Consider the following 15,460-nt stretch of genomic DNA (forward strand, 5'->3'; position numbering starts at 1 on the left):
ATTGACGCTGTGTCTAAAGAATGTGACAAATAGACCATTTGTACAGACGCGATCGATCGCGTCTTTACTTCAAAGATGTGTTGCGATCGTTAATTGAATTGGTATTACGCGAATAATTTAGTGGGAATTTTAAAACTTTTTGTTTACGCGCAACGCTCGAATACTGGCTACTGCTGCGCTATCGCGGACTCTTGTAGAGAAGTCATGCCATTGGCGTTGCGTAGCGTGTCGCAGACAGACGCTACGCGAACGTAGAGAAGTGTCGTACAGAATTAATTCTGTTAGCGGTAGCAGGGCGTTTAGCCCATTCTGACTCACCTCGACTGCGCTAGACAACCACCTGACTCCTGAATTCTGTTTGATAAATCCATCAAATTTGCCAGCTTGTAAACTACCCGCGCTCCCACATTACCATCCCATTCCGCATCACCAACTTCGCAGATATCAAAGCCAATAATTTTTCTTCCACTATTGACCAATTCTCGGAACAGACAAAAAGTTTGCTCTAATTCCAACCCACCTGGAACAGGAGTACCCGTACTCGGACATAGTTTTGGATCTAAGCCATCGACATCAAAGCTAATATAAACATACTCAGGTAAATGACTGATAATTTCTCGGCATAAATCAATCCAAGTTGTGCCAGAGTAAAGCTTTTGCTTAATAGCGGGATCGTAATAAGCAATAATGCGACTATCAGATTGGTCAATCATTTGCACTTCATCATGACTAATATCACGCAAACCTACCTGCACTAACTTAGTAATTTGCGGTATTTTCATCGCATTAAACATAATCGACGCATGGGAAAACTCAAATCCCTCATAAGCATCGCGTAAATCTGCGTGGGCATCAATGTGCAAAATGCCATAGTTTGGATATTTAGCTGCTAATGCTTGAAAATAACCTAAAGGCGAACTGTGATCTCCACCTATGACTCCAACTCGCTTTCCATTATTAATCGCTGCCTGACAATTTTCAAACAGCCATTGATTAACCCGTTGACCAGCCTGATTAATTTCTGTGAGGACAGATGTTAAATCTGGTGTATCTGAAAGTTGTTTACCTTCGGCTAATCGCCCGATAATTTTGGCTGCCAAAGCGCGGTAGTATGTGTTCTTCTCTAAAATATCTTGGGGAATTTCTTCCATAAAAATTCCCTGTTTCCAACCATCAGGGTGATCGAAATCGAATAAATCTAATTGAGTCGAAGCATCTAGAATTCGCTGTGGGCCATTAGCAGTGCCAGCACCATAGGAAACAGTGACTTCCCACGGCACACCAAAAACAATCAAGTTTGCAGACTCATAATCGCAGGGCAAACCTAAGAGGTTGCCATTTATTTCACCTACGCCGCTGGGATTGTAGTCTTTTAATTGATTACTCATTGAGTATCTTCTGGATTTACGTGGATAGACAGCACGCCGCCTAGTGGACATCTGCATTGTAATCAAAATTTTTCACAGGCGGTATAGCGGTCTGTCAAGTTTAAATTGATGGGTAAACAAACTCGTAGTAAAGACTTTAGTCCTTATTTTTAAGCACTTCAGTGCTTACTACAAATCCTTTTACACTAGCTTAGACATTACACTGGGGTATTTATTTGTATTTAACCAATGAGCGATCGACAAGCGGTAGTTGAATGCAGTCGAAACTCATACCAATTCTGTATGAAGATGCGCCAAACTAAATAAGAAACGAACCGCAAAGAACGCAAAGAAAGAAGCCAAGAGAATTTAGCGCAGCCTCACAAAGAAATGGTATCAGTACAAGTGACCAATGACTAACTATTTACTCAACCCGCTTCACTTCAAATCCCTGTAACCCTTCCGGTTCCTCATATTCAACCACAATATCTTTAACTACAGCAGCAGGTGGCCCGGAGTGACACCAGCGAACCATGTTATCTACAACCTCTCGTACCCCTTCAAAAACTGCCTCTACTCGATTATCGGGGAGATTCCGCACCCAACCGGTTAATCCCAATTGTCTAGCTGTATCGACAGTGGAATAGCGATAACCCACTCCTTGGACTCGCCCAGAAATGAATACATGGGCGCGGATAATCTTTGGCAGTGCTGTAGAATTCTGCATAGACTGGTCTAATCTTTACGATTTCCAGTCTACCTACTTTGTGTATACACAATCTGTTTTTAACTCCAACTCGCGAAATTAATTCCAGTCTTTCTTAATATCTACTAGTTTTTATATATTTCTAGCGCTTTTCAAGTAATTAAACTAACCTACTCCTAATTTAAGTCTTAGTCTAAATACCTGAAAACTGCTGTAATTTAAACAGTAGTCAGTTATTCCACTTGAAATTTTGAATTGTTTATGTCTAACCTGCCACCACTTAATACAGAAACAATTTGGGCAATTCTTGACGATAAACTTGATGATGCCACAGTCAATCAGTTGCTATGGCATTATTTAGGCTATCGCTATGACTCATCAATTGCACAATGGGATACTAAGCAAGTTGCACCAGAATGGCATAATGAGTACCCACAACCACCAGATTTCATTGCATCTCGCCCCGCAACTGTCAAGTTAACTCGTTCCATTCCTGCTGAAAATAAACAAATGCTGAAAGAAAAACTAGGTTTCAAAGGTTACAAAATTGGAGAATTTGGGCCTCGGCAAACTCGCAGATCAACGGCAGCAAATTGGTTATTAAGTTATCTACAACAAGCTAACAATAAAAAAGAGTAATTTTGCAGTAGATATTTGGTAAAAACATCCTAAATTTTCCCAAATATCTGCTGTGTTTCAATCTCAGAAAAACAATTAGTTTTATTTAATGATTTTTTTGTAGTTACATTAATTTGTAAGTAAGGAAGGTACAAAACATAAAATTATAAATCAGATATAAAAAGTTTCTACTCTACCTTCTTTCTTCAAACCCGTAGCTTTGTACTATATTCATATAAAAGAAACCTGCTGTAGATGTAATAGTGTTAAAAACATATTATTTTTATAAATGAGATTTACTACATATTAAATCTGTATTTTAGCCAAGAAATAAATACTGTAAACAACCAAAAATCAAAAAAATATTGTTAAACTTTATAAATAATTCATAAATTATTCCTGAAGATAGAAGCACTGCCTAGCTAATTATTTCTCTAGAACGATTTGTAAATTAAATAAGTATTAGATGATACTTATATCACCCCTTGATATTACAAACACTTCTATGGCAAAGCCAATTGAATTTAATTTATTTGCACCTTATAACAAAGGAGCAGCATTAATTGGTTCTTTTTCTGATTGGCAAGAAATTCCAATGGAAAAAGGTGATGATGGTTATTTTCGTACAAGTGTTGAACTAGAAGACGGCGTTTACAAATATAAATTCCGCGTTCAATCAAATTCATGGTTTTTTGAACCAAAGCAATGGGTTGATGTTACAGATCCTTATGCAACTGATATAGATGAACAAAGTGGAAATGATGATGGTATTGTCCGGATCAAAGATGGGCAAAGGATTACCGATACTTATGTTTGGCAACATGATGATAAACCTTTACCTGCTGACCACGAATTAGTAATTTATGAATTGCATGTCGGTGACTTTTCTGGTGGCGAGGACGACCCTTATGCACGAGGCAAGTACAAACACGTAGTTGAAAAGTTAGACTATTTGTGCGAACTAGGAGTCAATGCTATTGAGTTGATGCCACTTAAAGAATATCCTGGTGATTATAGTTGGGGTTATAATCCTCGTCACTTTTTTGCAACAGAATCAAGTTATGGTTCTACTGCTGAGTTAAAAAATTTGATTGATGAGTGTCATGGTAGAGGCATTCGTGTAATTATTGACGGTATTTATAACCACTCAGAAGCATCTGCTCCTTTAACACAAATTGACCACGATTACTGGTATCATCACGAACCTCGCGATCCTGACAATAATTGGGGGCCCGAGTTTAATTACGAACATTATGATGAAAATTTAGATATTAAACCAGCCTGGAAATTTATTGGTGATACAATTCGTTTTTGGGTTGGAGAATATCATCTTGATGGTATTCGCTATGATGCGGCGCGGCAAATTGCTAACTACGACTTTATGCACTGGATTGTTCAGGAAGCCAAAAACACTGCTAGCATGAAGCCTTTTTATAATGTTGCCGAACACATTCCTGAAACTACCAGCATTACCAATGTAGATGGGCCAATGGATGGTTGCTGGCATGATAGTTTTTATCATTGCATTCTAGAACACATTTGCGGTGATACGTTTGATTTAGAGCGTCTCAAAGATGTGATTGACTGCAAGCGTCAAGGCTTTTTGGGTGCTACCAATGTGGTAAATTACCTCACCAACCACGACCATAATCATGTCATGGTTGAACTGGGAAACCGTGAGATTTTTGACGAAGAAGCATTTCGCCGGGTCAAATTAGGAGTAGCCATCCTAATGACTGCTGTTGGTGTACCTTTGATTTGGATGGGAGAAGAATTTGGCGAGTATAAACCTAAACAACCTGAATCATCCAAAATTGATTGGACGCTGTTAGGTAACGATCTAAATCGTGGTTTATTTGAATCATACAAAGGCTTAACTAATCTGCGTAAAAGCAATCACGCTCTCTATACAGAAAATATCGATTTTATCCACGAAAATCCGGAAGCAAAAGTATTAGCTTATACTCGTTGGAATGATGAAGGTTCTCGTGTAGTCGTAATTGCAAATTTCTCAGAAAATTTTCTAGGAGGCTATCAAGTTCCTGACTTTCCTAGCACTGGGACATGGCACGAGTGGACAGGCAATTATGATGTCGAATCTGGTGAAGATGGCATCGTAATTGACTTGGGATCATACGAAGCTAAAGTGTTTGTATGGCAGTAATGATATACACTACTACTAAGTCGGTAGTCCAATAAAAAAGAAAAGGGGAAATGTTTTCCCCTTTTTTAGTTATAATCTTACTCATTTACAGTCTAATTAGACATTTGTCAAGTAAAAAATTAGCTATTTTAAAATTTCATTGGTTTGTGTTACACTTTTGAGTTGAAGTGCGTCTATAGAATTGCCAAAGCATCCCCCATGCACAACAAATTCTTTAATAGTAATATCGATAACGCTAACATTGAGAATGATCGCATTTTATTAACTCCCAATGAAATAAAGTCAAAATTACCTTTAACACAATTAGCCGAACAAAGAGTTTTAGCATATAGACAGGAAATAGAAGATATCCTGGATTTTAAGGATCGTCGGAAATTTATAGTAGTTGGCCCATGCTCAATCCATGACCCGAAAGCAGCGCTCGAATATTCTAAGAGATTAAAAATATTAGCCGAGCGAGTCAAGGATAACTTGCTACTAATTATGCGAGTGTATTTTGAAAAACCCAGAACAACTGTAGGCTGGAAAGGGTTAATTAACGATCCAGATATGGATGATTCTTTTCATGTAGAGAAAGGTTTATTAATTGCACGGGAGCTACTGTTAAAAATTACAGAGTTGGGATTACCTGCTGGCACAGAAGCGCTAGATCCAATCATCCCTCAATATATCAGCGAACTGATTACATGGTCTGCCATTGGCGCACGCACAACTGAATCACAAACTCACCGCGAAATGGCCAGTGGACTTTCGATGCCTGTAGGTTTTAAAAATGGTACTGATGGCAATATTCAAGTAGCTTTGAATGCCCTACAATCTGCCGGAAACCCGCATAATTTTCTGGGAATTAATCAAAACGGTCAGGTCAGCGTCTTTCAAACTAAAGGTAATGGCTACGGTCACGTAATTTTAAGGGGTGGTAGTCAACCCAACTTCGATCCAGCAAATGTCAAACTGGTAGAAGAGAAATTAAAACAGGCAAATTTACCACCGAGAATTGTTATTGACTGTAGCCACGGTAATACCAATAAAGATTACAAATTACAAGGTGCGGTCTTAGAAAATATTATTCAACAAATAGTGGATGGCAATACATCAATTGTTGGCATGATGCTGGAATCGCATTTGTATGAAGGTAGTCAACCGATTACTGGGAAACAAGAAGAATTAAAATATGGTGTTTCTGTAACTGACAAATGTATTAGCTGGGAAGAAACCGAAAAAATTATTTTGGCTGCTCACGAAAAACTTAAATGAGAAGTTAGAAGTCAGAAGTCAGAATTCAGAATGCGATCAATGGGGATTTAGAGAAGATTTGTTAAGTATTAATGTATACTAATAAACTCTGCTCCATTCCTCTGACTGTTTCGGCAACGGTGTAGGCGCAAATTTAAAAACCTGCTCTACATTAGCTTTAATCTGCTAGGGTGCGTTAAAACTAAAGTCCATAACGCACGAAAATTTCTGACGGTGCGTTAGGCTGAGGCGATAACACACCCGACAAAACTGGAAAATACCCAAGTGGTGGCGACGTAATTTATTTATCGAGAGAAGATTTTCAGATTTGCACTGTCGTGTCAGCTTCTTACAAGGTAAGGGAATTCAGTCGTACCAAATCAGTAGAAGTCGAATCCCCAACTGAAGGGCTGCCTCCTACCATATTTTAAGATATACCCAAGATAGATGTAGTAATATCTAATATGTGGTAATTACTCAATACTACCAACTGAAGGATTGAAAATTAGGATTTTTCTACATAAAATTAAAAATCTAAAATTAAAAATTGGTAACACTGATGGTTAGGAGTGTTAGAGTTTCAAGAAATTCACCGAAACTTTTCAGCGGGTATTCATGCTGAAGAAACTACAGAAAAAGCAAATTTCGATAATTGCGGGTGCAGCACTCTTTGCCTTTTTAACTGGGGCAATGGTATCAGCACCTGAGATTGGTAAGTCTCTGGGGAAATGGCTCAAACTAAGTCAGAATCAAGCAGAGCAAAAATCGGACGGTAGTGTTGCCCAATCAGCCGTCTTTGGGCTGATATCGCAATCACTGCCAGAACGGGCGGCAAAACTAGCAGCGATCGCAGCTGAATCGCGATCGCCCGATCGGAATCGCGCTCGTTATCTTTTGGCGAGTGATTATATTGAAAGAACCCAAGGGCAAAAAGCTCTAGTTTTACTCGAAGGATTAGAGAAAGACTATCCCATCCTTGCGCCCTATGTTTTGCTCAAACAAGCTCAGGCAGAGGATTTGCTGGGCGAGGACGGCAAAGCCTCCGATCTCAGGCAAAAAGTGCTAAAACTCTATCCCAAAGAACCGGCCGCAGTCAAAGCGCTATATCTAATTGCCCAACCGAAGCAACAAGAAACTGCGATCGCTCAATTTCCTTCCAATCCTCTAACTTGGGAAATTATCCGCAAACGCTTGCAAGAAAATCCCAATCAGCCACAATTACAATTGATTTTGGCTAAATATGCCTACGATCAACCAGGCATAGTGGGCGTTTTGGATCAGCTAGCACAACAGACTACCCTCAAACCCGAAGATTGGGAACTCATTGGTACAAGCTATTGGGAAAATAGTCAATTTCCCAAAGCAGCCAATGCTTACGCCAAAGCACCCAAAACATCGCGCAACCTCTACCGGACTGCACGGGGCTTACAGGTGGAAGGCAAAGATAAAGAAAAAGCGATCGCCACCTATAAACAATTAGTGCAGCAATTTCCCAATAGCGAGGAAACTGGAACGGCACTACTGCGGTTAGCAGAAACCGCAAAAACACCTAAAGACGGCTTACCGTATCTTGACCAAGTAATTAGTAAATTCTCCAAAGAAGCTGGTACTGCACTGGCACAAAAAGCCAAAACTCTCCAAACTCTCAAGGATCAAAAGTCAGCTAGCGCAGCTTGGCAATTACTCATAAGTAAATACGGTAACTCTGACGAAGCCGCAGAGTACCGTTGGAAAATCGCCCAAGATAAAGCCAAAGCCAAAGATTACGTCGGTGCTTGGCAATGGGCAGAACCAATCGTCACCAACAACCCCAATAGTATTTTGGCTCCAAGAGCAGGCTTTTGGGTAGGTAAATGGGCGGCTGCACTGGGGAAACAGCAAGAATCTAAAACTGCTTATGAATATGTGATTAGCCAGTTTCCCTACTCTTACTATGCATGGCGAGCCGCGACAATGTTGGGGCTAAATGTCGGTAACTTTGACAACGTGCGCGTCATGAACCCGGAAGTAATCGCACCCCAGCGTCCATTACCGCCTGCTGGTTCTGAAACTTTCAAAGAATTGTATCTGCTAGGTCAAGACCGCGATGCCTGGTTACAATGGCAAACAGAATTTCAAAACAAAATTCAGCCAACGGTAGCGGAGCAATTTACTGAAGGGTTGGTGCGGCAGGCTAGGGGAGAAAATCTCATCGGAATTGATGAAATTTCTAAATTAGAAGACCGAGAAATACCAGCCGAACTTGCCCAATATCAGACTTTGAGTAAACAAATCACCTACTGGCAAGCACGTTATCCATTTCCTTATCAGCGAGAGATTGAAAAGTGGTCTATTGAGCGTAAACTTAATCCTTTGCTAGTAACTGCTTTGATGCGTCAAGAGTCACGGTTTGAACCAAAAATCAAATCTGTTGCTGATGCTACTGGTTTAATGCAACTGTTGCCGAGTACAGCTAAATGGATCGCCCCACAAATTAAGGTGGATTTCAAAACAATCAACTTAGAAAATCCCAACGATAACATCATGCTGGGTACATGGTATTTGGGTCATACCCACGATCAATATAACAATAACTCTTTGCTGGCGATCGCTAGTTACAATGCAGGTCCCGGCAATGTCTCCAAATGGTTGCAAACTCTAACTACAAAAGATCCAGATGAGTTTGTTGAAGAAATTCCCTTTGATGAAACTAAAAACTATGTGCGGCAAGTATTTGGCAACTACTGGAATTATCTCAGGCTTTACAACCCGGAAATTTCTGGCATAGTGACCAAGTACTCGACCACACACCCACAACTACCAGCGCGATAATCTGAGAAATTTATGAGTTGTGAGTGTTGAGTTCAAACAATTTTTTAATTCAAAGTTCACAACTCATAGTGATATTTGTTTAGCTAATTACTAATTCGTAATGTCGCTAGCTCAGACACTCTATTACTCAAAGAGGCTGCGCTATTGCAACGCATCACATAAGGCACTTATTCTCAAGCGGTAGCGCAATTTGCTTTTGCTTACTTTTGACTGGAGTTTAGACTAAATTCTATTTTTCAGGCTACAGCCCTTGTGTAACAAGCATTTGAAACTTGGGAATCTAAAACTTGCCTATAAATTAGGAAAGCCTTTCTGGGTAAGGGTTTGGTGGTTTGGTAAGCAAAATTAGTCTAAACTCCAATGACAAAGAATCTGCCGTTTTGTCTAAATAATTCGTCGCTCTACAGCATTGATTAAAATCTATGTTAGGCGATCGCAACTATTAAATTATCAGCATTTATGTATCTGTACTACCTGGTACTCCTTCACCACCTATACCTGAAAAACCAAAATTATTCTCGTTAAACCATTCTGATTTGAGCAACGACCACCAAGCAGAGGTTAATCCAGCTAATACATAATCGTAAGGAAGCCACCCGTAACCTTTTACACCCCATTCAGTTCCCCAAGAATTCCTTACTAAAAATGCACCTTTTGAGTATTTCTGACCATTGGCACATTTAACGAACTGAAAATCATCATAACCAACTGCTACAAGTGTATGTCCACCAACAATCTTATCTTCCTGATAATCTGGAAACGGTATATGACCTTTTTCGTTCGAGCTTTTGTAGACAGAGCTATAAAGCGTAAGTCCAAAAATGCAAGGAAATCCTGCGGACAGAACTGCTTTTATTTGAAATAAAAGAGTTTCTTCAGTAATACCAGCATAATCTAAAAGAAAATACTTTATTGTCTTGTAATTTTGAGCAAAAGCATAGCAGTATGGTGGTGGTTCTTCATCTACTTTGTTTTCATCATAAGACCAATATTCTTCTGGTGGAACGCCAAATAAGGCTAATGCTTTCATCGTTTCTCTAATTGACGAACCTACATCTCCTGTAACTTTCATTTTGTTACGTGCAGCCTTGTAGAGAAACATAGGAGACGGTTCAATTTTATCTTTAGAGTTTTTATTGGCAAAATACTCTAATAACGAAATAGCAGCAAATGCAGTACATGATTGTAAAGAACCTTGGTCTTTGACTGAAGAAAACCAATAACTTAAATCCACTACACTAGGAAGTTGAAAAAATGGTTTTTTATCTTTTTCTTCCTTTTCTTTCGGCTCTTCTAAATATTTAAGATTTTTACTGCTGAATATGGGAATATATAAATTTAAAGTTAGGAATAGTTCTTCTTGTTTCTGAGTAGAGCTTTTGGTATTTCTCTCTGTTACAATTTCAAATACTTCTTGCTTATCAAAAAGATTATAAGGAGATGAGTTGGTAACATCTGAATTGTCAATATCAGCAATTTCTTTTTCAATTTCTTCTACAGCTTCTCGTGTATACTCAAATTGATTTAAGTATTTTTTGATAAAGAAACATAGGACAAAAGAATTGATAAACTCTGTTGTAAATTTTTCATTTTTTATTTGTCTTTCTTGATTTTCTTGCTCAAGAGATTGGATTTCATAACGAAGTGTAGATATAATTTTACGAATTGAGTATTTAACTAATTCATTATTGGAGTATTCAACCTTTGGCTTTTGCTGTTCATCAAAATCTTCTTGTCTTGGTTTAATAAGATTTTCAAAGTTAGAAATTCCTTGCTCAACTAATTCTTCAAGTGTCTGGTGTCTAATTCGAGCTAACGGATAAATACTTCTGAGAGCTATTGAAATTATTGGATCGAGCAAGGGAGAATTCTTTAAAAATTCAAAATTAGCACTAATTTCAAATTGATTTTGATTAACTGTACTAATAGATTGGGTTGATTTAGTTAACCCTTCTCCTAAAACTTTTAATAACCAATTTTTATCTTTAGTAACAATATTTGAATTTAGCTCATTTGAATTTAGCTCTGCTAAAACTTTTTGAAAAAAGTCCGATTTTACCTTAATGCTATTCAGAAAATCTTCTTCAAGAAAATTTCTTATTTTTATTTCTTGTAAAATTTGCTCACTTACCTTTAAACATAAGTTGTATATAATTTTATTAAAAGCATTATCTGGTATTAATGAAGTTACTGAAAAATATCTAATTCTTTTTAATGGTCTTCTTTTAGCATCATCCTCTTTACATTTATTATCTTTATCAGCTAATTTATCTTTATTCGGGTTTAATAGATATTCATTTAATTGAATAAAAGTCTCAAGCCCAACAATTCCATCTTGCTTAATATTTGATAAACATTGAAACAATTCAACAATTTCTTTTGTGCGAAAATCATAATTTTCATCATTCATCCACTGAATTATATCCAATGGCTGTTTCATATCTAAACTATTATCAGTGCCATCACTATAATTTGTATTTATTTTTTCAGGAAGCTCTAAATATTTAGTTAATAATAAAATACCGAGATATTTCTTTAATTGAAGAACTTGTCTCGACAAAATACTATCATATTTAATTTTATTAATACTAAATTTACTAGTGGTTTCATTTATTTCCAAGCAACTTGGATATTGCAAAAGCTTATGAACTCTTACCTTTTTAAATATAACATTTCCCAATATTTTATTTCTTAGTTCATTAATTCTTAGTTCATTAATTTTACTTTTCTGACCATTTTCATTTATTACTTGAATTAATTCTCCAATAATATTTTCTATCCAACCTGTGGTTTCTTCCACTTTCAAGCGTTGCTGATTTCTCAGATCCTCATCATCTAAATTATAGTCGCGTAAATCTGGATAATCAGGCACCCAACCTAAGCCTTTACTCTTCCAATCATAGTTTTGATTACGATTTTCCGGTTGATTTAACATAAATGTATTCCTGATATAAATTTAACTTTACTACTAGCTAATCTTATTAAATGTAGACTAATTTTTTGCATTTAATCTTTATTTCATTTGCAGACATTTTTTAAATCATCTTGAGCATCATGAGTTTTTAGATAATCACTCAACCAATTACATCCACGCTCTATGTATTTGTCGAAATTCATATCTTGTACATCCCACACCAAAATTTTTTTATCAGAACTAGCGGTAGCAAGCTTTTTACTGTCAGGTGTAAATTTAACAGAGTTTACGCTACCCTTGTGACCTGTAAGAGTTGTAATCAATTTCCCATCCATAGTCCATATTTTTACAGTACGGTCATCGCTACCACTAGCAATCATTCGACCGTCGCGGCTAACATCTAATCCCCAAACCCCAGCCGTATGACTTTTCAAAGACTTGATAACACCACTATTTAGACTCAATAACTTTACAGTATTATCTTCGTTAGAAGTAATAATTGTGCTTCCATTTGGACTATATATAACTTTATAAATAGTTGTATTTAAAGTTGATTTATTAAGAGGTGATTCATCTACATTCCACGTATATAGGGGGCTTCCATTACGCTTCCAAAATTGAATTTTTCTATCTCGTCCAGCTGCGGCAATGGTCTCACCATTTCGACTAAAGTTAACACTGAAAAACTGTGTATCACCTAGCAAAGTTTTCAAAGGTTTTCCTTCTCTATTCCAAAGTTTCACAGTTCTGTCAATACTAGCAGAAGCAATAATTTCTCCATTAGGGCTAAAGCTAATACTATTAACAGATGCTTTATGTCCTACAAGTGTTGGATTTAGTTCTTGTCCTTGTAAATTGAATCTTTTAACAGTACTATCGGGGCTACTGCTAGCAATGGTGTTACCATCTGGACTAAAAGTAACGCTAGCAATACCCGATTTCTGAGCTTTAATAGTTTTTAGTGGTTCTCCTTGGAAGTTCCATAGGTTTATAACTTCATCTACGCTACCAGCCGCAATAATATCTTTCTTGGGATTAATATCAATGCTGTAAATGGCATTATGTTCATTCAAAGTTATTCGCAAAGGATTTATACGCCAAAGCCTAACTGTTTTGTCATCACCAGCAGATGCTAAAATATGTCCTTGAGGGTGGAAACTAATACCATTAACGGAACCTTTATGCCCTTCAAAAGTGTCTAGCAATTGGTAATCATGGCTACTCCATAATTTAATAGTTCCATCATCGCTAGAAGTGGCAATAGTTTTACCATCGGGGCTGAAGGCAACATTTTTCACTGGTTTTGTATGCCCTTGCAGTTGAGCTAGCTGAGTTTTCTTGTTTACATCCCAAATAATAGCTGTATTATCACTACTGGTAGAAACGAGAGTTTGACCATTAGGGCTAAAACTTACATTTAAAACTGATTTTCCTTTATGACCATTTAATGTATCAATTAAATTACCTTGGATGTCCCAAAGTTTTACTGTACCATCAGGGCTAGCGGAGGCAATCTTTTGACCATCAGGACTGAAGCTAACATTACGGACTTCTTGTGTATCTCCATTTGTATCGTCTTTTAAAGTTTTCCAAAGACTACCATCTAGCTTCCAAAGCTTGATAGTGGTGTCGCCACCTGTTGTAGCAATTAACTGACCATCCTGACTAAAGTTAATGCTCCAGAGAATATCTTCATTTTCATTTGAAGTGACAACAGTATGTTTAAAAGTTGAAATATACTTACCTTCACTATCCCAAATGTCTACAATTCCGTCTCGGCTAGCAGTAGCAATCCTGCGATTGTTAGGACTAAAGCTGACATCAACAACATGACTTTTATAGGTTTTTAATATTAAAGGTTCTTTCTCACCTAACTTCCAAAGCTTCGCAGTCTTATCATAGCTAACTGTCACAAAGCTTTTACCATCTGGACTGAACTTGATACGTCTAATTAGGTCTTGATGTTTTTCTAGACGGTTACTTTCTCTAACTCCATAAACTGCATTGCTAACTGCTTCCATCACTTGCATTTTAAGTTCAGGCGCATTTTTGACAAAGATAGAATGCTGGAGCAGCCTTGCTGCTTTTAAGGCATCTATTAATGCATCAAATGAATATTGATTTACAGTAAATTTACTTTTAGAGGAAGTTGTGAGTGCTTGAATTTGGCCTATCTCAGCTTCTCTCCACTTAAACCCAGCAAATATAGCAATTACTGCCATCAAAGCAGACGCAATCGCTAATCGAGTTCTCTGCTTTTCAACTTGAATTTTAGCTTTGTATTCTTCGACTTTGGCTGCTGCCAGTTTTTCTTGAATCTCACGTTGTTCTTGCTCTTGGCTAGCAGTCAAAAAATCATAATCCTGGTTGCTTAAACCTTTACCTTCTCTCCAATCTAAGGCATCTTCTAATGCTTTACCTCGCAAAAGGCGCGATTCATCTTGGCAATTAGAATCCAACCACGCCTGAAAAGCTTCAGAGTATGGGCGCATTTTAGCTAATTGTTCCTTTACCCATTCTTGATTAAAAATAGACTGATAAATGCGATTATAAATTTTTAAATTATTGTCGTGTTTTACTACTAATCCAGATAATCTTAATTCTATTTGCTCATCACTATCATTACCAGATAGTTCTCCTTTGTCTAAAATTTCTTGAACCAATCCTAGCAACATGCTTGCTTGAGTTTGATTGCGCATAATCCGGTCACGTACTGTACGTAAATGTTCTGGTTCATCTTGAAATTCCCAATTCTTAATGATGTTATTATTGATAACATTTTCTATCCACTCTGTAATATTTATTTCGTTTATTGATGAGCTTGAATTATACAGTAAATTAATTAAATATTTTAGGATCAGTTTGCATACTTTTTGAGTGAGAAATGGTTGTCCACCTGTCCAATCTAAAATTTCTTTTAATACCAACTGCGGATTATCTATTTTGCCTACAAATCCGATTCCTAAGGGTTTTACTTCTACTAGCGTAAAGCCGCTTAATTCAACTGCTTTGCCAATATTAAATGGTGTACGTTTTTTATCTTCAATTAAATCTGAAGGTGTTGCTACCCCTAAGAGTGTAAAAGTCAGACGGGTGTATTGCGTTTTATCAGCACGTTGGTTATAACAGTTTCGGATAAAAGCAAAAAAATCATCAGTTCCAACAATCTTCTTCAGGTTGAGGACACAATCAATTTCATCTATAAAAATGACAATGGGTTTATCAATCTCCACCAACAGTGTCTCTTCGATGAAATCACTCAACCGCTGCACTGGAGAAAGATAATCGCGATCGCGCCACCAACTCCGCAAGTTAAACTTTTCAGACAGATTAAAACTGCTGACAAGAATGCGGACAATCCCTGCATACCATTGATCTGCCGTTACTTGCTGGTTACCAATTCTAGTTAAGTCAATTACTGCACAGGCAATACCTTCCGCTTGTAATCGTTGCATTACTTGCACCCGCAAGCTAGATTTACCCATTTGGCGCGAGTTCAACACATAGCAAAACTCCCCTGCTTTCAACCCTTCATAGAGGTCTTCATCCGCTTGCCTTACTACATAAGTAGGAGCATTAATTGGCAAACTTCCTCCGACTTGATATTCGTAAGCTGGGTTTTGTTCTGCGTTCATCAATGAAAT

At 37.5% G+C, this 15,460-nt stretch carries 9 protein-coding genes; 4 read left to right on the forward strand and 5 right to left on the reverse strand.

The genetic code is table 11. The features are described from left to right. Window positions 1–129: 129 nt before the first annotated feature. From RM368_RS13440 to RM368_RS13450, 3 genes are all read right to left on the reverse strand, one after another. Window positions 130–336 (reverse strand): hypothetical protein, encoded by a 207-nt coding sequence (locus tag RM368_RS13440; protein WP_322694510.1) that lies wholly within the window; start codon window positions 334–336, stop codon window positions 130–132. Beyond that, window positions 315–1,388, reverse strand: coding sequence for an agmatinase SpeB (gene speB, locus RM368_RS13445; RefSeq protein WP_322694511.1), 1,074 nt, complete (start codon window positions 1,386–1,388; stop codon window positions 315–317). The genes RM368_RS13440 and speB overlap by 22 nt, the downstream gene beginning before the upstream one ends. Window positions 1,389–1,791: 403 nt before the next feature. Continuing rightward, window positions 1,792–2,094 carry an acylphosphatase gene (locus RM368_RS13450; RefSeq protein WP_322694512.1) on the reverse strand — a complete coding sequence of 101 codons (303 nt, stop codon included), beginning with the start codon at window positions 2,092–2,094 and terminating at the stop codon, window positions 1,792–1,794. Window positions 2,095–2,334: 240 nt separating this feature from the next. On the opposite strand from RM368_RS13450, the gene RM368_RS13455 reads away from it, so the two are divergent. From RM368_RS13455 to RM368_RS13470, 4 genes are all read left to right on the forward strand, one after another. Further along, entirely contained in the window at window positions 2,335–2,712 is a 378-nt protein-coding gene (locus RM368_RS13455) for a DUF1823 family protein (RefSeq protein WP_322694513.1), read from the forward strand. A gap of 484 nt (window positions 2,713–3,196) precedes the next feature. Continuing rightward, entirely contained in the window at window positions 3,197–4,855 is a 1,659-nt protein-coding gene (locus RM368_RS13460; RefSeq protein ID WP_322694514.1) for an alpha-amylase family glycosyl hydrolase, read from the forward strand. 198 nt (window positions 4,856–5,053) lie between these two features. After that, on the forward strand, window positions 5,054–6,112 hold the full coding sequence (locus RM368_RS13465) for a 3-deoxy-7-phosphoheptulonate synthase (protein WP_322694515.1): 1,059 nt from the start codon (window positions 5,054–5,056) through the stop codon (window positions 6,110–6,112). A 594-nt stretch (window positions 6,113–6,706) separates the two neighbouring features. Continuing rightward, window positions 6,707–8,902, forward strand: a complete 2,196-nt coding sequence (locus RM368_RS13470) for a transglycosylase SLT domain-containing protein (RefSeq protein ID WP_322694516.1) — start codon at window positions 6,707–6,709, stop codon at window positions 8,900–8,902. A 457-nt stretch (window positions 8,903–9,359) separates the two neighbouring features. Here RM368_RS13470 and RM368_RS13475 read toward each other — a convergent pair whose 3' ends face one another. Both RM368_RS13475 and RM368_RS13480 read right to left on the reverse strand, forming a co-directional pair. Continuing rightward, entirely contained in the window at window positions 9,360–11,837 is a 2,478-nt protein-coding gene (locus tag RM368_RS13475; protein ID WP_322694517.1) for a C1 family peptidase, read from the reverse strand. A gap of 83 nt (window positions 11,838–11,920) precedes the next feature. Then, window positions 11,921–15,451, reverse strand: a complete 3,531-nt coding sequence (locus tag RM368_RS13480; protein ID WP_322694518.1) for an AAA-like domain-containing protein — start codon at window positions 15,449–15,451, stop codon at window positions 11,921–11,923. Window positions 15,452–15,460: the final 9 nt, after the last annotated feature.

The sequence above is a fragment of the Nostoc sp. DedSLP03 genome (assembly GCF_034530815.1).
GTDB lineage: Bacteria > Cyanobacteriota > Cyanobacteriia > Cyanobacteriales > Nostocaceae > Nostoc.